Origin of the sequence: Myroides odoratimimus (assembly GCF_038039805.1) — a bacterium.
Lineage (GTDB): Bacteria > Bacteroidota > Bacteroidia > Flavobacteriales > Flavobacteriaceae > Flavobacterium > Flavobacterium odoratimimum_B.
Genome location: NZ_JBBPHK010000037.1, coordinates 1 through 22,932, shown reverse-complemented (window position 1 = coordinate 22,932; position 22,932 = coordinate 1). Strand labels below are relative to the sequence as shown.

The 22,932-nt window shown below is 34.5% G+C and carries 14 protein-coding genes and 1 tRNA gene; 8 read left to right on the top strand and 7 right to left on the bottom strand.

Annotation, left to right across the window (positions count from 1 at the left end; genetic code table 11):
• Positions 1 to 179 precede the first annotated feature (179 nt).
• From AABL85_RS16780 to AABL85_RS16770, 3 genes are all read left to right on the top strand, one after another.
• Entirely contained in the window at positions 180 to 3,404 is a 3,225-nt protein-coding gene (locus AABL85_RS16780; RefSeq protein ID WP_341310931.1) for an AsmA-like C-terminal region-containing protein, read from the top strand.
• 81 nt (positions 3,405 to 3,485) lie between these two features.
• The gene (def, locus tag AABL85_RS16775) at positions 3,486 to 4,076 is read left to right on the top strand and encodes a peptide deformylase (protein ID WP_341310930.1); all 591 of its coding nucleotides are present in this window, start codon (positions 3,486 to 3,488) and stop codon (positions 4,074 to 4,076) included.
• Positions 4,027 to 4,902, top strand: a complete 876-nt coding sequence (locus tag AABL85_RS16770) for a tetratricopeptide repeat protein (protein WP_341310929.1) — start codon at positions 4,027 to 4,029, stop codon at positions 4,900 to 4,902. The genes def and AABL85_RS16770 overlap by 50 nt, the downstream gene beginning before the upstream one ends.
• Before the next feature lie 79 nt (positions 4,903 to 4,981).
• On the opposite strand, the gene AABL85_RS16765 is transcribed toward AABL85_RS16770, so the two are convergent.
• Positions 4,982 to 5,659 carry a response regulator transcription factor gene (locus AABL85_RS16765; RefSeq protein ID WP_341310928.1) on the bottom strand — a complete coding sequence of 226 codons (678 nt, stop codon included), beginning with the start codon at positions 5,657 to 5,659 and terminating at the stop codon, positions 4,982 to 4,984.
• Positions 5,652 to 6,968: a HAMP domain-containing sensor histidine kinase gene (locus AABL85_RS16760; protein ID WP_341310927.1), complete on the bottom strand. Its 1,317-nt coding sequence runs from the start codon at positions 6,966 to 6,968 to the stop codon at positions 5,652 to 5,654. Before AABL85_RS16760 ends, AABL85_RS16765 begins: the two co-directional genes overlap by 8 nt.
• Positions 6,969 to 7,058: 90 nt before the next feature.
• On the opposite strand from AABL85_RS16760, the gene AABL85_RS16755 reads away from it, so the two are divergent.
• From AABL85_RS16755 to AABL85_RS16745, 3 genes are all read left to right on the top strand, one after another.
• Positions 7,059 to 9,455: an outer membrane beta-barrel family protein gene (locus tag AABL85_RS16755; RefSeq protein ID WP_341310926.1), complete on the top strand. Its 2,397-nt coding sequence runs from the start codon at positions 7,059 to 7,061 to the stop codon at positions 9,453 to 9,455.
• A 144-nt stretch (positions 9,456 to 9,599) separates the two neighbouring features.
• Positions 9,600 to 12,800, top strand: coding sequence for a carboxypeptidase regulatory-like domain-containing protein (locus tag AABL85_RS16750; protein WP_341310925.1), 3,201 nt, complete (start codon positions 9,600 to 9,602; stop codon positions 12,798 to 12,800).
• Positions 12,801 to 12,947: 147 nt separating this feature from the next.
• A complete protein-coding gene (locus AABL85_RS16745) occupies positions 12,948 to 14,417 on the top strand; it encodes an SLC13 family permease (protein ID WP_286416913.1) in 1,470 nt (489 codons plus the stop codon).
• Between the two features lie 79 nt (positions 14,418 to 14,496).
• Here AABL85_RS16745 and AABL85_RS16740 read toward each other — a convergent pair whose 3' ends face one another.
• From AABL85_RS16740 to AABL85_RS16720, 5 genes are all read right to left on the bottom strand, one after another.
• Positions 14,497 to 15,243 (bottom strand): glycerophosphodiester phosphodiesterase, encoded by a 747-nt coding sequence (locus AABL85_RS16740; RefSeq protein ID WP_286416910.1) that lies wholly within the window; start codon positions 15,241 to 15,243, stop codon positions 14,497 to 14,499.
• 198 nt (positions 15,244 to 15,441) lie between these two features.
• Positions 15,442 to 16,755: a 30S ribosomal protein S12 methylthiotransferase RimO gene (rimO, locus tag AABL85_RS16735; RefSeq protein ID WP_341310924.1), complete on the bottom strand. Its 1,314-nt coding sequence runs from the start codon at positions 16,753 to 16,755 to the stop codon at positions 15,442 to 15,444.
• 806 nt (positions 16,756 to 17,561) lie between these two features.
• Complete coding sequence (locus tag AABL85_RS16730) at positions 17,562 to 18,413, bottom strand: hypothetical protein (protein WP_286416907.1); 852 nt, start codon at positions 18,411 to 18,413, stop codon at positions 17,562 to 17,564.
• A gap of 109 nt (positions 18,414 to 18,522) precedes the next feature.
• Positions 18,523 to 20,058 carry an OmpP1/FadL family transporter gene (locus tag AABL85_RS16725; RefSeq protein WP_341310923.1) on the bottom strand — a complete coding sequence of 512 codons (1,536 nt, stop codon included), beginning with the start codon at positions 20,056 to 20,058 and terminating at the stop codon, positions 18,523 to 18,525.
• A gap of 25 nt (positions 20,059 to 20,083) precedes the next feature.
• The gene (locus AABL85_RS16720) at positions 20,084 to 21,112 is read right to left on the bottom strand and encodes a hypothetical protein (RefSeq protein ID WP_341310922.1); all 1,029 of its coding nucleotides are present in this window, start codon (positions 21,110 to 21,112) and stop codon (positions 20,084 to 20,086) included.
• A 103-nt stretch (positions 21,113 to 21,215) separates the two neighbouring features.
• Between AABL85_RS16720 and proS the strand changes: the two genes are divergently transcribed.
• Together proS and AABL85_RS16710 are read left to right on the top strand one after the other, a co-directional pair.
• Positions 21,216 to 22,691: a proline--tRNA ligase gene (gene proS, locus AABL85_RS16715; protein WP_006264474.1), complete on the top strand. Its 1,476-nt coding sequence runs from the start codon at positions 21,216 to 21,218 to the stop codon at positions 22,689 to 22,691.
• Positions 22,692 to 22,766: 75 nt separating this feature from the next.
• Positions 22,767 to 22,838, top strand: a tRNA-Glu gene (locus AABL85_RS16710).
• Positions 22,839 to 22,932: the final 94 nt, after the last annotated feature.

Here is a 22,932-nt window from a genome sequence, read left to right as displayed (position 1 = left end):
TGTCGCCGCCTTTCTTTATAGAATCCCCAATCTCATTAGAGGTTGGGGATTTTTTGTTTGTATGCCTTTCTAATAGTATATTCTTTTGTGCTATATTTCTGTTTATGATTGTTAAAGTTGCGAAAAAAAGCTGTTACTTTGTACGCATATTGAAGATTAAGTAAGCTATGTTGAAAACTGTGAAAAAAGTTCTTATTAGAGTAGGAATTGGCATTGGAGTATTATGTGTATTAGTATTAGCACTAATGTATATTGTACCAGTATTTTATGCAGATCAAATTAATGTTAAAGTAAAGGAGTTGATGAAAGAATCTATCAAAGGAGATGTAGACTTTGAAAAAATAGATTTATCATTCTATAATAGGTTTCCTTTATTAACAGCAACAGTAGTTAAACCTAGTATTGAAGGAGTTCAATTAGATTCTTTATATTCTGACCATTTATTTGTAGCTAAATCTGTTAGTTTAGGCGTTGATATTTTTAGTATTGCTAGTGGGAAATTAAGTTTTAATAGAATATATGTAGATAGTCCAACTGTTCATATAAATGTTACAGAAAAAGGGGAAGCAAATTATGATATTTTTGTTTCTTCTAATGAAAAGGAAGAAAGTGATGAGAGCCTTGAGTTAAAGATAGATGAGCTTCATATTGATAATGCAGAGATAATCTATAATGATTTGGCTAGTAGATTGAGTTTTATAGCTTCTGATTTTGATTATGTAGGACAAGGGAATATGAGCGATGATGTTTTCGACTTACTTAGTAAGGCAAGTATTCAATCTTTTGATTTGAATTTTGATGGTGTTCATTATGTTAAAGAAAAACCTATTCTTGCTAAACTCCAGACTAAAGTTGATACAAAATCTTTAACTTTTGTGTTTGAAAAAAATGATTTACGTATAAAAGGACTGCCTGTTGATTTTAAGGGACATTTTGGTTTTATAGAAAATGGTTATGACATGCTATTTGACATTAAAACTGAGGATGCGACTCTAGAGCAACTTTTATCCGTAATACCACCTGAGTATCAATATTGGTTAGATGATACTAAATTTGCTGGTGATGTTGATGGTAAGTTCTTATTAGAAGGTAAGTATGTAATTGTTGATAGTTTAAGCCCTAATGTTGATTTATCATTGAAATTAAAGAATGGGTTTGTACAGAACAAACAAGTTGCTAAACCATTAGAAAATATCGAACTAGATTTTTCTTATTCAATGCCAAAGTTAGATGTAGAGAAAGGAAAAGTATCTATAAATAAGCTATCTTTTGATTTAGATAATAATCATACTGATATAAATACAGAGATTGAAGGTTTGACAATAATTAATGCAAAAGGGAAGATTAATTCAATTATTAACCTTGACTTGTTTCAAAAAGCTGTAGGGATTGAAGGGTTTGCTATGCGAGGAGTTTTATCTTTAGAAGGGGAGTTTGATGGAACCTATTCTAAAGGTATTATTGAAACAAGAACTTTGCGCAAAGTGTATCGTGATAGTACAATTACAAGTATACCTACTTTCGATTTAAGAGGATCTTTGAAGAATGGTTATTTTAAATTAGAAGAATTGCCTAAAGCATTAGAAGAAATTAATTTTAATCTAGATATAGCTGCTAAGGATTCTAATTATAAAAATACCAGCTTACGTTTTTCTGATATTTCTTTATCAGCTATGGATAATCATATTAAAGGAAATGTATATTTAAAGAACTTACGTGATTTTAATGTTGAAGCCGATATAGATGCTGCAGTTGATTTAGAGAAAATTAAGGAGTTTATACCAATTAATGATGTTGTATTACGTGGAATTATTGATGCTAAAGGTAGTGTTAAAGGAACTTACGAACCTAAACGTAAACTATTTCCAGTAATAGACTCTGAAGTTAAGTTTGTAAATGGATATATTCAGTTTAAGCGCATTCCTGAACTACCTATTGAGAATATTGATATACATACTATTATTAAGAGTAAACGTGGTTCATTAAATGATTTAACTATTAAAGTTTTGCCTATTAACTTTAAGATAGCTGGTGAACCTTTCCAACTAGCAGCAAGTCTTTATAATTTAAACAACTTGAATTATAATGTGAAGTCAAAAGGGACATTGAATATCGGAAACTTGTATAAATTGTTTAAGATAGACGGTATAGATGTACGTGGTAGGTTGTTAACAAGTCTTTTCTTAAGTGGATTGCAAAGTGATGCAGTGAAGGGAGACTTTGATAAACTTAAGAATGGAGGGCGTTTTGAAGTAGATAATATTACGGTATCTTCAGATATGTTTCCTAAGCCTTTACATATTAAGAAAGGAGTATTCTCTTTCTATAAAGAGAAAATGAAGTTTGAGAAGTTTGAAGCTACTTATGGTAGCTCTAAATTTTCAATGAATGGGTATTTGACTAATGTAATCGGATATATGCTGAAAGGAGATACCTTAAAAGGAAATTTTGATTTACAAACTCCTTATATGAACGTTGATGAATTTATGATGTTTGCAAATAATAAAACTAGTAATATAACAACAGCAAATACATCTAATGCTGGGGTTATTCAAGTTCCAAAAGACATCAATATTACTTTTAATGCATTAGCGGATAAGATTAAATACACAGAATACAATATTGAGAATTTTACAGGTAATCTGCTTGTAACTAATGGAAGTATCGATTTAAAGGATACAAAGTTTAACTTGATCGGTACAAATGTATCTATGAATGGTACTTACGAGCCTACAGGTTACCGAAGTGCTTTGTTTAGTTATAACCTTAAAGCATCGGAATTTGATATTCAAAGAGCATATAAAGAAATTACTTTGTTTAGAGAGATGGTGACAATGGCTAAGGATGCTTACGGAACAGTTTCTTTAGATTATAGTTTGAAAGGAAAATTAAATAGTAGTATGTTTCCTGTAATGAATAGTATTGAAGGTCAAGGTACATTATCTTTAGCTAATATTAGTTTTAAAGGATTTAAACTTTTAGGAGCTATTGCAGATAAGACAGATGCTAAATCTTTGGAAAAAGGGACATTATCTGATGTAAATATTAAATCATCTATTAAAGATAATGTAATGACTATTGAACGAACTAAAATGAAGATGGCTGGCTTTAGACCACGTTTCGAGGGACAAGTAAGTTTAGATGGAGATCTAAATATTGGATTTAGATTGGGATTACCTCCCTTAGGTATTATAGGAATACCAATGAGAATAACAGGTAATGCAGAAGATTTTAAAATTAAATTAGGTAGATATAAAGCAAGTGAAGTGTTGGGACAAGGGGCAAAGGATGATGACGAGGATGAAGATGAAGGATCAGATGTAAAATCTGTGAATGATTCTATTCCTGTTATACCGGAGGTATTGCCAATACAAGCCCCTGATAGTCTTCCTAAATCGGCATAAGTAAAAAGCTCAGAGATTCTCTGAGCTTTTTTTATTTATATGTGATTTAAGTTATACTTTTGAGGTGTAAAACAAAATAAAATGATTACTTACAGCAAGTTAAACGATATAGAAAATCTTCTTGTACAACAAAGTACTGTAGATGAACCAATGCATGTGTACCAAGTGGATAGTCCTGTGGAAGAACAAGTACTTAGAATGAGATGTGAAGAAGTATTACCGACAGATGAGAACTTAAAATATCTGATTGCGAGAATGTATAAAACTGTTCGCAATGAAGAGAAGCCTGGTGTTGGAATAGCTGCACCTCAAGTCGGTATCAATCGAAGAGTTTTTCTAGTGCAACGAATGGATAAAAAAGGTGAACCATTCGAATTCTTTATTAATCCAGAGATTGTATGGTATTCTAAAATATTGAGAAGAGGAGAAGAAGGATGTTTGTCTATTGCCAATGAATATGGAGAAGTATATAGGAGCTTAGCTATTCAGATTACTTACTATGATTTAAGTGGAGAGCACTTCCAGGAAGTTATAGAAGGTTTTACTGCTGTTATTATACAACATGAATTTGATCACTTGAATGGAGTGTTGTTTACTGATCGTATAAAAGAACAGGAAAATAATGAATATTATAATGCATCTCCTACTAGTGAAATTGTTTATCAAAGATAAACTACAGCTTGTAGTATTTCTACTTTTTAGTATTTGGTGTCTTGTATTTAACTCCACTTATGCCCAGAGTATTGAGAATAAGTATTCTTATGACGATTTAGAGTTTAGTTGTCCAGCTGATGATATAGAAGTGGAGAGATTGTATAAAATAGGCTTAGAAGCTCTTAGTTCGCCTAAGTATTATAATATTGCAGGTAAGGTGTTTTTTAGTTTAATAGAAAGAGACAAAACACTTTGTGATGCCTATTTCTTTACAGGAGTAGCTTTAACTAAACAAGATAAGCACGAAGCAGCTGTAACATACTATTATTACGCTGATAGTTTAGCTAGTAAAAGTAATTCAGTGTTTAAAGAAGAATTAGCAGAAGCAGCTTTAAGAGTTGGAAATATTGGTTTAGCTAGAAAAAAGTATGAAGAACTGATCAAAGACTTTCCCAATGACCCTGATGGATATTATGGAATAGGGCTTACGGCTACTTCTTTAGGAGATATTGCTAATGGATTGCAAAAACTAAGTATTGCAGAAGAGCTATATATAGCAGAGAATACCTGGACGGAGCAACGACAACAAGAAGTATATTTAATGAAGGGAATACTCTTTATAGCGGATACTCAGTATGAAGCAGGTTTAGAATATTTAGATAAGTGTCAAACTACATTTAATTCACTAGATGACTTTAATGCCAATTATGCACTTGCTTCAGACGAATTATTTAAAGATACTAAGGATGAAAGTTATAAAGCGAAAGCCTTAGAATCTTTAAGTAGAATAAAAGATAAAGAAAAGCTGAACGAGACTTTTCTCAAACGTTTTCAAGGTAAATAAAATAGTTAAAGGGACTGTGATCTTACTCGCAGTCTCTTTTTTTATAGCTTTTTTTGCCTTTTCTTATATCGAACTCACGTTATTTAAGGGATAAGTTCACCTCAAAACCAACCCCTCTTAAACTTAGTATACTTATAGATTCATCGTGTTGAAAGTATTTTCTTAAGCGGGTGACGAATACATCTAAACTACGCCCATTGAAGTAATCAGCAGATGGCCAGAGCTTCTGTAAGATCTCCTCACGAGAGATAATATCACCATTATGACTGATCAATAAAAGTAATAAATCTCTCTCTCGTTCTGTCAGACGTATTGTTTCAGAGGGATGACTAAGCTTTAGCTGTATAGGATTAAAAGTATAGCTGCCTAATAAGTACTGTTCTATCTTTGGTACAGCAGTTCGCTTTAGGATATTCTCTATTCTTAGCTTTAGTTCTTCAGGATCACATGTTTTAGAGATATAATCATCAGCACCTAACTTTAACCCCATTAAGCGATCGATGCTTTGGTTCTTTGCTGTTAAGAATAAGAAAGGCAAGTTTGGTAATACCGTATTAATCTCTTTCGATAAGGTAAAACCATCTTTCTGTGGGAGCATAATATCTAATATCGCTAAGTCAAAGTGTTCTTGTGTTACAGTCTCTATAACTTCTTCTGGAGTAGTGAACCATTTTACCTCAAATCCACAAATACCTAAATACTGTTGGATAACAGTACCATAATCAATATCGTCCTCTACTAATAATAATTTATACATAAGGTATCGTGATTTTAAAAGTAGTCCCTACTTGTAGTTTACTATTTATATTAATACTTCCGTGAAGTGATTTTACTATTTGTTGTACTTGGTATAAGCCAATACCTAGTCCTTGGGTGTTATGGATATTGCCTTCTCGTATTCTATAGAATTTCTTGAAGATATCACTCTGTTTATCCTTAGCGATTCCCATTCCGTTATCTATAACTGTGATGATATATTGATTAGCATCTGATGAGACACTGCATTTAATCTCTGTCCCACCATATTTAATACTGTTCTCTAATAAATTAAGAAGCACAGTCTCTATTTTAGTTTTAGGGAGATTGAGTTCATCTTTAGCACTCCACTCTAATGATAATAATGCTTCAGGATATAGGTTTTGGAGATCCTCTATCAGCACTAAAGCATCTTCTTTTTTATAGCTTTCTTCTTCATCTGATAGAACAGGGTTAAGGCTATTCTGTAATCGATCTAATCGATTTACTTGACGGAGTAGAAGGTTGATAGTTGGCGAATCATATTCTTTGGACAGATTCTTACAACCGTATTTTAAGGTAGCTATAGGAAGTTTAAACTCATGAGAGACATTATCTACCATATTGTATAGATTAGCTACCTCTTTTTCTTTGTGTTTTATGGTACGATAAGTGATATAGTAAAGCACTAAAATAAAGATACAGATAAGGCTAGAACCTATAAATAAAGGAAGTAATTGCTTTAGTACAATACTTAAATAATTAACTACTTCGATTTCTTTTTCTTGATGAACAGTGATATGTAAATCCTTATCGTTTTTTACCCCTATATGATTGTCATTTTGATCATGAGTACTCGTCTCATTGATTTCCCACTCAGAAGTATTTATTTTTTGAGGATGAACTACTTTCTCATTTGTTTCTAAGAAAGTAAAAGGTTCGTCTAGTAAGTTTATATTTTTATCATTAAGGGTAATCTGTGTTATCGTGAATTTAGCAGCTACTTTATAACCTAATTCTTTAAAGGTACTATCTACTTTAGTAGTAAATAATTCGCTATTATGATTATAATCCTCTTTGATAATATCTATACTTGTTTCTTGTTTTTTTAGAGCTAAGAAATGTTTATATAATTCACTCTCTTTATTCAGACTCATATTCTTATATGAGCTCTGCTCTAATAAATCATCTATTTTCTCATGTGCTAGACTATTTATAGCTTTTTGTTTAAGACGGATAGCTTGGTTAAAATAGAACCCCATTAATCCTAATAAGAGGATATAGAAAACACAAAAGATGATTAAGTAATATTTAGAATTTAGCTTTTTCATATACACAAATATACTTTAAAAACAGGGTAATACATCAACAGGCTTTTGCTGTTAACCGTTCATTAACCGTTGATTAACCACCTTCTTTTAATGAATACAACACCTTTGTTTAAAATTAATGAAATTATGGTACGTATACTTATTTTATGGAGCATATTATTGTTAAGTGTATTAGTCAATGCACAAACAACGAATTCTCAAATCAAAGGAAAAGTAACAGACAATAAAAAGGAACTATTGGCTTTCGTTACTGTTGTAGCAAAAGATGCAGAGGGCAAGATAGTACAGTCTGTTTATACGGATGAACAAGGTGTTTATGATTTAGATGCGAATACATTGATTACCCAATTAGAATTTAGTTATGTAGGGTTTAAATCTCAAACAATACCTTTAGGTACGGCTCCAGCTGTAGTAGAGTTAACAGAAGATAACGCTATTTTAGATGAAGTAATGATTACTGCTAAGCGTCCTACTATAAAAAGAGAAATAGACCGATTAGTATTTAATGTACAAGATACGCCTTTAGCGACTACGAATGCGTGGGATATTCTGAAACAAACACCTGGGGTAAGTGCGATAGGAGATAACCTAAGTATCCGTGGGAGCTCTAGTATATTAGTGACGATTAACGATAGAAAGGTGATGCTGACAGGAGAGCAGTTAAAAGAGATGCTTGAATCTACAGATGGCACACAGGTAGAGGCTGTAGAAGTTATCACTAATCCTCCTGCTAAGTATGATGCTCAGGGAGGAGCAGTATTGAATATTAAATTAAAAAAGAATATAAATTTAGGGTATAAAGGGAGTATAACAAATCGTTTTAAACAAACTACCTACGCGGTTAACACCTTAGGTACTCAACATTTTTACTCTGGTGATAAAGTGAATTTATCGGGTAATTATACTTATACAAAAGGAACTGGAGTGCGCTATAATGAAGACAACGTTATCTATGAGAACGGAGAGCGTTGGAGTACAGACCTGACACGTAAGAATAAGATGAAAGGTCGTCATAGTTTTAATGCAGAGTTGGACGTAAAGGTAGATAGTACATTGACACTGACAGTAGGAGGAAGTGGTTATATTAATGAACAAACCAAAGGTGATTTTGTCATCCCTACATTGATCTATAATAAAGAGGATATTGTAGAGTCTAATTATACCACTTTTAATAAGAAGCGTGCTAATATGGATACGTACACAGGGTATTTTATGTTAGACAAAAAGTTTAGTTACGAGAAAAATTTATTATGGTCATCTTATTTTACGTATGATAACCAGAAAGATAATCAAGATGTGTTAACTGAACTAAACTTTAAAGATCAGTTACCATCTGAACGCTTTTTTGCAACGAAAGATAAGTCGCGCACACGATTAGCTGTATCTGGTGTTGATTATACGATAGATAAAGAAACAACCAACTGGGAGTTAGGTGGTAAGTATAGTATTGTCAAAGCCTTATATTCATTAGACTTTTTTGATACTAAAACAAGTAATCCTAATAAAGACAAGAGTAACGATTATGATTATCAAGAAATCAATTGGGCTGGATATACTTCCTTTACGAAGCAATGGGATAAATGGCAAATCAAAGCAGGATTGAGAGGAGAGTACACAGGCATTCAGACGAAGAGTACAGGAGTAGGGAGTAATACACAGTCATACTTTAAGTTATTCCCTACAGCTTATGTGAAGTATGATCTAACAGAACAAGAACAATTGAGTTTTTCGTATGGAAAGCGTATTGACAGACCTTCGTATTCTTGGATGAATCCTGCGAAGAGTTACTATAATCTGTTTTCATATTTTCAAGGAGACCCTGATTTAAAACCAACGATTAGTCATAATTTTAGTTTAAGTTATAATTGGAATCAGTTAAATATTGAACTGTTCTATAATCGTGAGAGTGATCCATCTATGGAAATCTCTTATCAAGAACCTGAAAATAATATGTTAATCTATCATTATACAAATATAGATAAACGACAACTAGCAGGTATGATTGTAAACTATTCTCACCAGATTTTACCTATTTGGTCAGTGAGTCCTTTCCTTTACTTGCAACAGCAGGAAGATTATTTTTATGGTGTAGATAAGAAGTTGTATAAGAATGATGCTTTAATATTTGGAGGGCGATTAAGTACTTCTGTTGATATTGAAAAGAAAAGTAACTGGAAAGCGATGTTGACCTATAACTTTTATACTCCTACTGTACAAGGGACTTTTAGAATAAGTGGTTATCAGCGTACAGACTTTATCATGAGTAGAGAGTTCTTGAAGAATAAGTTAGCTGCTAATCTGTATGTATATAATATTTTTGGTAGTGATAGACAGATCATTAGTACTAACTATGCGAATCAAAATAACTACTTTAAAGACTATAGCGATACACAAGGTTTTGCTATTTCTTTAAAGTATAATTTAGGAAACCAAAAGGTAAAATACAGCTCTAAAGAAATAGATATGACAGAGAAAGACAGACTTTAGTATAAGATGATTATGAGTTAACACTTTCATAATAACTCTTTGAATTGTTGAATTTAAAAATGACAATTTCTTTACGCACTAAACATCTAGAGATAATAATGGAGGAATAGATTTGACTTCATTAATCAACTAGTAGTAACGTAAATGAAAAAAAAATTACAATTAGCAGGTTTGGTATGTGCGACTTTATTTAGTGCACAAGTTTTTGCTCAAACCACACAAGCTTCTATCCAAGGGATCGTATTACAGGATAATGCGATCCAACAGGGAAAAGAAGTTATGATTAGAAATACATCTACAGGATTTACCACACGTACTAAGACGAATGCTAATGGGGAGTTCGTCTTTAAAGAAATTCCATTAGGGGGGCCTTATATCGTTGTTACACAAGACGAGGCTGGTGGAGAAGTAAAGAAAACGGGGTACTACGTAAACCAAGGTGATAATGTATTCGTAGATATTGTTATTGGATTAGATGATCAGCATTTAGAAGAAATCGTTATTGATGGAAAGAGCTTAAAGAATCAGAAAGAGTCTTTGGGGGCAGCGACTACTTTTACAGCGAGCTCTATAAAGAACCTGCCGATTAACGGACGTAACTTTGCTAACCTAACGGATTTATCACCTTTATCGAATGGAGGATCTATAGGAGGACAGCTAGGGTCTTCTATTAACTTTACGATAGATGGTACTACTGCTAAGAATCCTACATCAGGAGGGGCGACTACTAGTAGAAGTGGTGCTCCATATTCTGTTTCTATGGAAGCAGTACGTGAGTTTCAGGTAGTGACTAATCAGTATGATGTGACATTAGGGCGAAGTGGAGGAGGAACCGTAAGTGCAGTGACTAAGTCTGGAACCAATGAGTTCTCAGCTTCCATGTTCTCTTATATGCGTGCAGATTGGTTATCTAGTCCGTATGATATCAACGGAAATAAGAAAGGGGATAGAGATTACTCTACTTATCAATATGGACTATCCTTAAGTGGCCCGATTATTAAGGATAAGCTACACTATTTTGTAGCATGGGATCACCAGTTAGACACTCGATCACTAGTGATTGCAGATATTAATGGACCAGCTGATGAGGATAGATACGGGATTACTAACCAGACTTTAGATAAATTCGTAGGTATTGCTCGTGATAAATATGGCGTATCTAATAATCCTCAGTACGGTACATTTGACAAGAGAAGAAACTCTGATGCAGCCTTCTTGCGTTTAGATTGGCAGATTAACGAGAACAACTTATTAACGGTTAGAAACAACCTTACGTATGACTATAATCCGCTAGGATTAGGAGATAACACACAGATTAATCTATACGAATCTTATGGTACAGATAAGAGTGTTGACAACAGTTTATTAGCTACATTAAGAACGAATATCAGTCCTAAACTGACTAATGAGTTAAAAGTACAGTACTTATATACATTCCAGGATAGCCATCAGAGTGCAGAGTTACCAGGATGGTATATACCACGTGCTATTGTAGAGAACGTAACTTCTAATATTGGAGGAGGTGTACGCTCAGCGAATATACAGTTAGGAGGACACCGTTTTGCACAAGAGAAGTTTACGAATAATGTTTTTCAGGTTGTAAATAATTTATACTATAACACAGATAAAGTAAACTATACTTTCGGTGTTGACGTGATGCAGACTAACTCTAAGTCAGTATACGGTAGTGAAGTGAATGGGCGCTTCCATTTTAATAATGATCCTGCTCTAGGATATTCGTCTATGGATAGCTTTGAGAAGTTAAGACCTTATAGATATTATAGAGAAGTACCTTTAGTAGATGATCTTACTGTAGATGGCAATATATTAAATGCGGGTATCTATGGACAAATGAAGACTTCTTTATACCCTGGTTTAGATATGACTTTAGGGCTTCGTTTAGACTATGCGAAGTATCCGACAGCTAAGTTTAACCAGTTAGTATATGATGAGCTAGGGTTAAGAACAGACAATAAGTTTAAGTCTTTGATTGTACAGCCACGTATTCAGTTTGATTGGAATATCAATGAGAACAATACTGACTATATCCGTCTAGGTGGAGGTATCTTTGGATCAGATGTGAATAACTATGCATTGATTAACAACCTGACTTTTGATGGAAGTAAGTTAGCTACTGTAGATGTAATGGGAGCTGATGTGCCTACTCCAGACTTTGAAGCATATAGACAAGATAAGAGTGCAATACCTTCTTTGACTCAACATCAGTTAAGTACAATCAACTTCACAGGAAAAGATGCAAAAGTACCGATGGTGTATAAGGCTAACTTATCGTATACACACTTCTTCAGTAGTAGATTTAAGGTGAGTGTGACAGGGTATATGAACTTAGCTCGTAATAACTACTTCTATAAAGATAGAAATATGGTGGATAAACCATTCTTTACTTTAAACAATGAAGGAGGAAGAGGAGTATTCGTTCCAGTAGAAACTATTTTAGCGAATGGTGCATCAGATTGGAAACAAGGAAGAAAATCAGATAAGTTAGGTCGTGTATTAGAACTAGTAAGTGAAGGAAAGGTAAATAACTATGCCTTAGTATTTGATACTAACTATAACTATTATAGAGATGGTCAGATAGCAGTGAGTTATACGTGGAACTCTACTAAGGATAATACTTCTTATAATGGTAACGTGGCTAACTCAGCTACACTAGGACTACCAGTAGCGGATGACCCTAGAGATTTAAGTAAAATGAGTTATTCTGATAATCACTTTAGACATAAGTTAGTAGTGTATGGTAATGCACCTAGTTTCTACGGGGTGAATGTAGGAGTGAGATTCTCTGGTATTGGAGGAACGAGATATAGCTTATTATCAGGAGGTAATACAAATGGAGATTTCGTGAGTGGTAATAATGACTTAGCGTATGTATTTGATATCAATGATCCTAATACTCCACAGCATATTAAGGATGGATTACAAACTATTATGGATAACCCAGAAGTAAGCAGTAGTCTTAAAAATTATATCCAAGATAGCTATGGTAAAATAGTGGAGAGAAATGGAGGAAAGAATAGCTTCTATGGTGTATTTGATTTGCGTATAGCGAAGACTTTCCATGTTAAAGGAAAACACAAGTTTGAGCTATCAGCAGATGTATTTAACGTAGCGAACTTATTGAATAAAGATTGGGGAGTGAATAAATCTATGAGAACGCAGTCTTTATATGCTTTAGGTGTACCTAAGAAAGGAGAAACAGCGGCTTTACCAGGTTTTGATCAAGCTACGCAACAATTTAATTATAGAGTAAATACAAAAGGGACTCCTGTAAATAGAGGAAACCCATACCAAATACAAATAGGGTTAAAATATAGTTTTAATTAATGCTTTCATAGTTAATAGATTATAAGTTTAATGTACTAATTCTTAAAAGTGGAACTCTTACGAGTTCCGCTTTTGTTTTTATAATACGATAGTAAAAGTGGCTTAATGTACTAATTTGTTGTAATTTTAAAGGTTAAATACAAGAATATGGAATTTGATTACTTTGACAAGATTAGAAAGATTAGGACAGGTATCCGATTCTACAGTGAGCTTCTAATAGAGGCTTCGTGGAATATGTGGAATATCAAAACGAGGGTAGGTATTTTCTTCTTTTCTTTAGTCGCTGCACTGTTAGGTACTTATTTCTTAGCTCCAGATGTTTTTAGTGAAGCTCAGAAATACACCATGTTTATTTTAATATTTTCTATATTGCTCTGGGCGACAGAAGCCATTCCTCCCTTTGCGGTAGGGATTATGATTATAGGCTTTCTCGTTTATACCATGGGGAATATACAAGGAGCCACGATTTCGCCCCAAGAGATATCAGATACCTGGTCAGACAGTGTGATTTGGATATTCTTAGGAGGTTTCTTTTTGAGTGAAGGAATGCGGAAGACCAACCTTGACTTGTCGTTGTTTAAGAAGACTATTTCTGTTTTTGGCTCTAATCCTAATATGTTAGTATTGGGTATTATCATTGTTACTTCAGTTCTATCCTTGATTATATCGAATACAGCTACTGCAGCTATGGTATTAGCTTCAGTAATGCCCTTGATAGATAGGGAGGGGAAAGACTCTAATATGTCTAAGGCCATTTTAGTCAGTATTCCAGCAGCAGCTACCTTTGCAGGAATGATGAGTATGGTATCTACACCTCCTAACTTGATCGTAGTGAACGTATTGAAATCTAAAGGATTCGATGTTACGTTCTCTCAGTGGTTGTTATTAGGGTTCTTACCAGCAGTTGTTTTATTAGGGACATTTTGGTATGCGGTAGTGCGCAAGTATACTTCTAAGGTAAAAGGATTAGATGTTTCTTTCGCAAATAAAGCCTTAGAAATGACAAACAGCATGCGTTTACAGCGTCTAGCCGTTATTATCATTCTAGGAGTGACAGTATTGATGTGGATGTTAGGAAGTAGATTACATATACCTACAGCAGGAGCCGCGATGGTACCTATTATGTTCTTGCCGATGTTGGGGATTATCACAGCAGAGGACGTGCGTAGATTGCCTTGGGATACCTTGATGTTAGTAGCTGGAGGACTATCTCTAGGGATGGCTATTAAAGAATTATTAGCGCCATATTACTCTCAGTTCTTAGCGGGGATGGAGTTTAATATGATCGTGATGATGATTATTTTCGCAGTAGTGACAGTGCTGTTTTCTAATATTATGAGTAGTACTGCTACAGCTACTATTGTGATTAATATTGCTGCTATTGTACTACCTACAGATCAGTTATTACCTGTTGGGCTAGTAGTAGGACTTTGTTCTTCGTGTGGATTGTTCTTACCTGTATCTACACCGCCTAACGCCATTGTCTTTGGTACAGGGATGCTGAAGCAAAAGGACTTCGTACTCGGTGGATTATTTGGAGCGATATTAGGTACTACGATTATCATCTTATGGGTGCTATTTTTACAGTATTTCACAGGCTTCTTTGAAGCTATATAAAGTATAAATAACGAATAAAATAAAAGGCGTATTCACACTGAATACGCCTTTCTGCTTAAAATAACCTAACCAAAATACATTATATTCTCTCTGGGAAGTTGGTGATGATACCGTCTACTTTTAAATCTTTTAAACGTTGGATATCTTTCTCCTCATTCACCGTATAGGGATATATTTTTAACTTAGCTTGTTTGATTTTACCCACGTTTTTCTCATTCAATGTTTTGAAGTAAGGGTTGATCGCTACAGCATTGATCTTATGTGCAAATTCGATAGCATCAGCTGGCTCTTTAGAGGTCAACACAGCGATGTCTAAATTAGGATCTAGAGCAGCTATTTTTTCTAATTCATCCCATTTAAAACTAGAGATAATAAAGTCTGCATTCGTCCATCCTTTTTGTTTGAACTGTTGGATGATAGCGTATGTACCTTCTGCAGTATTTGCTCCCTTTAGTTCTATATTTAATACTGCTTTTCTATTGATAGCAGATATGATATCTTCTAGTGTAGGCATTTTATATTTACCATCCACTAATAGCGCTTGTAGTTCTGCTTGAGTGTATTGTTCGATATTTCCTTTGCCGTTCGTTAGTCGTTCTAAAGTATCGTCATGGTGTACCATTAGAGCGCCATCTTTTACTTTAAACACATCTATTTCGATCGCATCAGATTTCATCTCTACAGCTTTCAGTACAGATTCTACTGTATTCTCCGTTACGTGTCCCATAGCACCTCTATGTGCGATACGCAATACTTTATTATCTTGTGCAAATGCAAATGAACTCATAGCTAAACATAAAACTAATAGTCTCTTTTGAAATCTCATGGTATCTATTTTAATTGATTAGGACAAAGATGAATGTTTTATGTATTGTCAACTTTACCTTAATATTATTGTTGTGTAAACAAACTAAAATAGCCCTCTTGATAAGAGATTCGTCAGAGACTATATGATTAAATAATTTTTTAGATTCTAAAAGAAAGGTACAAAAAAAGCTGTTCAGTGAAGAACAGCTTTTAAATATTATTTTACAGGTGTACCAAATAAGTCAAACTCATAAGCACTATCGATGTGAATATCTGCAAATTCACCTATTTTAAGGTAGTGTTTAGTAGCATCTATTCTTACCTCGTTATCTACGTCTGGGCTATCGAACTCAGTACGTCCGATAAACTCAGTACCTTCTTTTCTATCAATGATACAACGGAATGTCTGTCCTATTTTCTCTTGGTTTAGATCAAAAGAGATTTGTGCTTGGATTTCCATGATTTCATTAGCACGAGCTTGTTTAACTTCTTCAGGAACATCGTCCTCTAGTAAATAAGCATGTGTGTTTTCTTCATGAGAATAAGTAAAACATCCTAAGCGTTCAAACTTCATCTCCTGAACCCAATCTTTTAGGATTTGGAAATCTTCTTCTGTTTCTCCTGGGTATCCTACGATTAATGTCGTACGTATAGCCATACCAGGTACAGCTTCTCTAAACTCTTTTAATAGTTTAGTTGTCTTCGCTTGTGTAGTACCACGACGCATAGACTTTAAGATATTGTCAGAGATATGTTGTAGAGGGATGTCTAAGTAGTTACAGATCTTAGGTTCTCTCTTCATTAGTTCTAATACATCCATAGGGAACCCTGTAGGGAATGCATAGTGAAGACGGATCCATTCGATGCCTTCTACTTTCGCTAAGTTCTCTAATAGCTCTGCTAAGTTTCTCTTTTTGTATAAATCTAATCCGTAGTACGTCAAGTCTTGAGCGATCAAGATTAACTCTTTTACTCCGTTTTTAGCTAATCCCTCAGCTTCTTTTACTAATTTCTCAATAGGTTGAGATACGTGTTTTCCACGCATTAATGGGATAGCACAGAAGCTACAAGGACGGTCACATCCTTCAGCGATTTTAAGGTAAGCGTAGTTTTTAGGAGTAGTCGTCAGACGCTCTCCTAATAATTCGTGTTTATAGTCAGCTCCTAATGCTTTTAATAATAAAGGTAAATCTGTAGTACCGAAGTATTGATCTACATTAGGGATTTCAGCTTCTAAATCAGGTCTGTATCGCTCAGATAAACATCCAGTAACGAAGACCTTGTCAACAATACCTTCCTCTTTTTTCTCTACGTATTCTAAGATTGTGTTTACTGATTCCGCTTTAGCGTTATTAATAAAACCACAAGTGTTGATCACCACAATATTAGCTTCATCATTAGCAGCTTCATGTGTTACCTCTTTTCCACTTGCTTTTAATTGTCCCATTAACACTTCACTGTCGTAAACGTTTTTTGAACAACCTAAAGTAATTACGTTGATTTTATTCTTTTTTAAAGTTTTGGTTCTCATTGATTTAAAAAAATTGGACTGCAAAATTACATTTTTTTTAGCTACAAACTAAGCGCTTTAGTATAATTATGTGAATCGAGTAGTCTAATTATAAACATTCTGTTTTAGAACCTTGATTTTACGAGGGATACAAATTAGTTAGAGTGAGTGATAAGAATTGATTGTACGAAGCCATAGTTACCTTTTTATCTTAGGTGTCTATAAAAGGCTTTAAGATATTGAAGTGTCTTGTTTCTTAATGATAAAATTCACTTTTTCAATAGTGCGACAACACTTCTTCAATGTTTCTTCAAGAAAAGGGCTTTAAACTAGAGCAATCTTGAGAAAATGTTGAAGAAGTGTTGAAGGATTTAGCTAGAATACTTGTGTTTAGTAGGGTAGAGGGGTGTTGTGGTTAGAGAGAAATAAAGAGATTATTTTTAGTAATGGATTGATATCTAGTTTCTTATTTTTGTTTTTTCTCGTTTTGAGTGCAGAAAAAGATATAATGTTTTATAAGAAAAGGATAGTGAGAGTAGGGAAAAACTGTTTTTGAGTAAAAAAAGGAGTGAAGTGAAAGGAATAAATTACTATAAAACGATTTTTAAGAAGCAAAATAGATAAATAAATAGAAGTAAAATAGAAGATGGAGAAGAATAGGTTTAGTATTCGTTTTGGACTATATCACGTGATAGAGTAGTGGTTCTAAATAAACAAATAGTGCTGAGGTTCTATTTATACGATTTGTATGGCATATAATGAGAATAAAAAAGAGGCTATCAAATAAATGATAGCCTCTCGGTATATTGTTCGTTTATGTGTCTTTATTATAATCTAAAGATACCACCAAATACGATGATTGTTTCTCCGAACCAGAAGTTGTGCATAGCTCTATCTGATTTGCTAGCTGTAGTACGTACATCATACATATCGATGTATCCACCTTTTAACTCTGCTTGAACGAAGAAGTGTTTAAAGAAAGTCACGTTAAGACCTGCTTTAGCTGATAGACCAAATCCAGAAACGTGGAATTCGTCATATCTTTCTTTACCTAATAAAGTAGTATTCGTTTTAGGGAATACAATACCAGCTCCAACACCTTCCGTTAAGTTGATCTGCACTTTATCTGTGTTCCATACTCCAAAAAGTTTAGAGATGTCATCCACACGGTTTAGCTCTACGTTGATATAGTTTAATCCGTCTGTGTGTTCGAACATTAAGAAATCTTCAGTTAGATTTACTTGGTTAGGATGTCCAGGAATAGTCTCTCCGTAAGAACCTTGACCAGGGTAGTATCCTAAGATACCTACTGTTTGGTTTTGATCCATTACATATTTCATGTGATCAACTCCTAAAGAGATATTATATTTATCAGTGATAAAGTAACCTACTCTTAAGTTCGTTTGTGGAATAGTCATACGAGCAGGGTTAATGTAGTCGATATGCCATCCTTTAGGTTTGTCAGATGCTTCTACATTCTGTAAGATGAAGTCATAGTCATCACCTCTAAATCGAATGTCAGAATTACTGAATGTACCACGGTTACCTCCCCAATAAATATAAAATTTACCTTTGTTAGAATCTGTATAACGCAGTGGAGTAGTTACACCTTCTTGAGCAAAACTTGTAGCAGTAGCAAGCAAGCATATTGCAGCGAAAAGTTTAAAAATATACTTCATTATTTGCTTATTATTATTTTTATAAAAATCGAACTGCAAAGGTATAATAAAAAAATCTCTTTATCAGTTTATCCGATAAAGAGATTAAGTACTTAAACTTCTAATCTAATTAGAAATTAATGTTGTATGTCAAACTTACAAAGTTATCTGTCGTTTTAATATTAGCAGCCTGATAAGGGTTCGGTAGTGTAGTGTCTACTAAGTAAGTATTATAAGACTGTGAAGTTCTAGAGTAAGATAAGTCTAAACGAGAACTACCGAAAGTATATCCAATACCTGCAGAGTATCCATTTAGATCACCATACATTTTATAATCCTTCTTATAAGGACTCTGTTCGAAGCGATAACCAGCTCTTAAACTTACTTGCTTGATGATGTATTCCCCTCCGATACGTACTTCACTTGCTCCTGTCATCATGGTGTTGATTCCTTGGTTTAAGTCGTTGTAGGTATTATTACCTTTAGGTCTGAATTCGTTATTGCTATAGTCTTTAAATGTATAATCTACACTGATCAGTCCTTTATCTTTAAAGATATAAGCTAAACTCCCTGTATACTTAGATGGAGTTCTCAGTCTATAACGATCAAATACAGTCACTACTCTAGGATCTACTATAGCGTCATTCTCACCTACACGAGATGTAGAAAGTCCTTGGATTAATTCATCCTTAAGAGAGTACCAAGTAGGTGATTCGTAAGCCAGACCTGCTCTTAATGATTCAGTAATCTGTCCAATAGCTCCTATATTAAATGAGAATCCTGTCCCATAAGTATAGACTTCGTTAAAATAACCCATAGACTGAATGGAACCTCTTCCTCCTGGTGTAGCGATAGTCTCCTGAGCTAAGCTACTCTGAGTATAATCTACTACGTGGATATTCAGGTTTGCCCCTACATAGAAACGTTGCCCCAGTTGTGCTGCAAAGTTAGCTGCAAACTTGTTTGTAAACCCGCTGTTGTTAAATAATCTAGCTTGGTTATACTGACTATTTTGATTATAGTTCGCTGTATATGTTCCTTCTTGTGAACCTTTATTGATTAACCATGCTTCGTGTGCTAAGTAGGTCTGTTGTCCCATGAAGCCTGCTTGTTGTCCAGCATACATATAGGCTTGCTCTGGAGAGTTAGCTTGTGGTTGTGCGACATTATGAGGTATTTTAGACTCATTCGCCATGTTTAGAAAATAGTCTCCTAAGCTATTATGTGTATTCGTTCCTCTAAATAATATGTCGTTTCTTAGATTCTTAGTACTCTCATAGTTAAGCCCTATGGTGAACTTCTTCATTGTAGCCTTGTCATTGTAGTTGTTAAAAACAAATACTGCCCCCATCTGCCCTAAGTCTAGACCATCATATTTTTTGGAAGTATTATTCCCATAGTAGTTAGCTTTATTGTTTCTAGCTAAATAAGATAAACTGAAGGCAGCTGTATTATAATTAAATATAGCTCCCCCCGCAGGGTTAATATTCGTGGCAGATAAATCTCCCCCTACTGCACCAAAAGCTCCACTCATTCCTCTAAAACGAGCTGTACCATTTAGATCAGACTGATTATATCTCATGACATCTGTAGGTGCAGTTTCTTGAGCATAAGCTGCTGCGGATAGTAAGATAGAACTTACTAATGTATAAAAATACTTGTTCATTTTTTCTGTCTTGTTTACTTATATATTATCTACTGTAACTACTACGTGAACTACCTCCACCGCTAGAAGAGCTTCTAGAGCCTCCACCATAACTACTTCCACTACTGCGTGAGTATGAAGAAGAAGGAGTAGAGTAGCTACTACGTGAATAAGAACTTCTAGAGTTGTTATTATAGTTGCTATTGCTACTATTAGAAGAGCTGTTGTTATAACGAGAGTTATTATAAGAACTAGTACCATAAGAAGATCTTGAGTAAGAACTTCTACTGTTGTTGTTATAACCTGAGTTACTGTTTCCTCTATTATTAGTTTGGTAGCTTGATCTGCTATAACTTGATCTATTATTGTTAGAGTAGTTACTACTACTTCTTCCAGAGTAATTACTTCTCGTATAGGTAGAGTTACCATTGCCTCTGTAAGCGTTATTAGAGTTATATGATGATCTAGTATAGCTAGATCTTCCTCCTCTAGAATAGGATACATTATTATAGTAGTAATTAGGTCTGTATGCGTAGTAACCTCCATGATATGGATAACCATAATAGCCTCCCCATGGGCGACCGTAGTATCCACCGCCCCAGCCCCAACCGAAGCTCATACCAAATCCACCACCCCAGTAGTATGGACTATAGAAAGGATCGTAATAACCACCCCAATAACTACCATAGTATGGATAGCCATATCCATAGTAAGGATATCCGTAGCTGTTATTATAGTAATTAATACTTACACTGCTAGGTTCTGTCCCCCAAGAGCCGTAAGATACAGCCTGTTTAGGTTTGTGTTGAACCACACTGTCATTGACAGGTGAAGTATATTGATTTACATCAGTGAAATATTCGAATTCGTCACTTTTTGACTTAAAATACTCCGCATAGTAATTAGCGTCGGGATTTTGATTGTTGCGATATTGTTGAGTATTCTCACCTTGACTATATATACCATCGTGATAAGAGGTATTATAATACGAACCACAAGAAACAGTTAATCCTCCTATAAGCAAAAACATACCTAATTTGCTTAATAATCTAGAAGTTTGGATAATTGTTTTCATTTCGTTGTTTTTTTAATTGTCGGTCAAAACAAATTTAGTTAGTTTTGTGGAATTATTATAGTTAATTAAGAGTTAAACAATTTTAACTGCTAATATATTAAAAATGAGCAAGAATATTACTAAAAGAAGTGAGGACTACTCTAAATGGTACAATGAATTAGTTGTCAAAGCAGATTTGGCAGAGAATTCAGGTGTACGTGGATGTATGGTTATCAAGCCTTACGGGTATGCTATCTGGGAGAAGATGCAAGCAGAGTTAGACAAGAAATTTAAAGAAACTGGTCACCAAAATGCTTATTTCCCCTTGTTTATCCCCAAATCTTATTTTAGTAAGGAGGCAAGTCACGTAGATGGATTTGCTAAGGAGTGTGCAGTTGTAACTCATTACCGATTAAAAACAGGAGAAGACGGAAAAACGATAGAGGTAGATCCAGATGCTAAGTTAGAGGAGGAGTTAATCGTACGTCCTACATCAGAAACAATTATTTGGGATACATATAGAAAGTGGATTGAGTCATACCGTGACTTACCAATCTTAGTGAATCAATGGGCAAACGTAGTTCGTTGGGAAATGAGAACTCGTCTATTCTTAAGAACAGCTGAGTTTTTATGGCAAGAAGGTCATACTGCACATGCTACTGAGAAAGAAGCTGTGGCAGAGGCAGAACAAATGTTAGACGTATATGCAGACTTTGCAGAGAACTTTATGGCTATTCCGGTTGTAAAAGGATTCAAAACAGAGAATGAGCGTTTCGCAGGAGCTATTGAGACTTACTGTATTGAGGCACTAATGCAAGATGGTAAAGCATTACAAGCTGGTACATCACATTTCTTAGGACAAAACTTTGCTAAAGCATTTGATGTTAAGTTTACTTCACAAGAAGGGAAACAAGAGCATGTATGGGCTACATCATGGGGAGTAAGTACTCGTCTGATGGGAGCGTTAATCATGACTCACTCTGATGACAATGGTTTAGTATTGCCACCAAACTTAGCACCTATACAAGTAGTTATCGTACCTATTCATAAAACTGATGAGCAGCTAGAGGCTATTCGTGAGGAAGTGAAAAAGATCACGGATAGATTTAAGAAATTAAATATTTCTTTCAAATTCGATGATCGTACAGCTTATAAGCCAGGATGGAAATTTGCTGAATACGAACTAAAAGGAGTTCCTGTGCGTGTAGCGGTAGGGCCTAAAGATCTAGAGAATGGAACTTTCGAAGTTGCACGTCGTGATACGCTTACTAAAGAGGTAGTGTCTAAAGAGGGTATCGTAGAATATATCCAAGATCTATTAGAGACTATTCAAAGTAACTTATTTAAGAAAGCTTACGATTATAGAGCTGAGCATATCACAGAAGTGAATTCTTTTGAAGAATTTAAAGAAGTGCTAGAAGGTAAAGGAGGATTTATTTCTGCACACTGGGATGGTACTGGTGAGACAGAAGAAAAGATCAAAGACCTTACAAAAGCTACAATTCGTTGTATTCCAATTGATAGAAAAGAGGAAGAGGGAATATGTGTGCTAACAGGCAAGCCTTCTAAGGGTAGAGTATTATTTGCAAAAGCATATTAATTTCATTTTTTTTTGTTTTTCTCTTGCGGGATAAAAAATTTATTGTAGTTTTGCATCCGCATTAGAGAAACAAATGGTCCGTTCGTCTAGGGGTTAGGACGCCAGGTTTTCATCCTGGTAACAGGGGTTCGATTCCCCTACGGACTACAGATTCTCTTTTTTGAGAATTTTATATATTACAATTATTGGTCCGTTCGTCTAGGGGTTAGGACGCCAGGTTTTCATCCTGGTAACAGGGGTT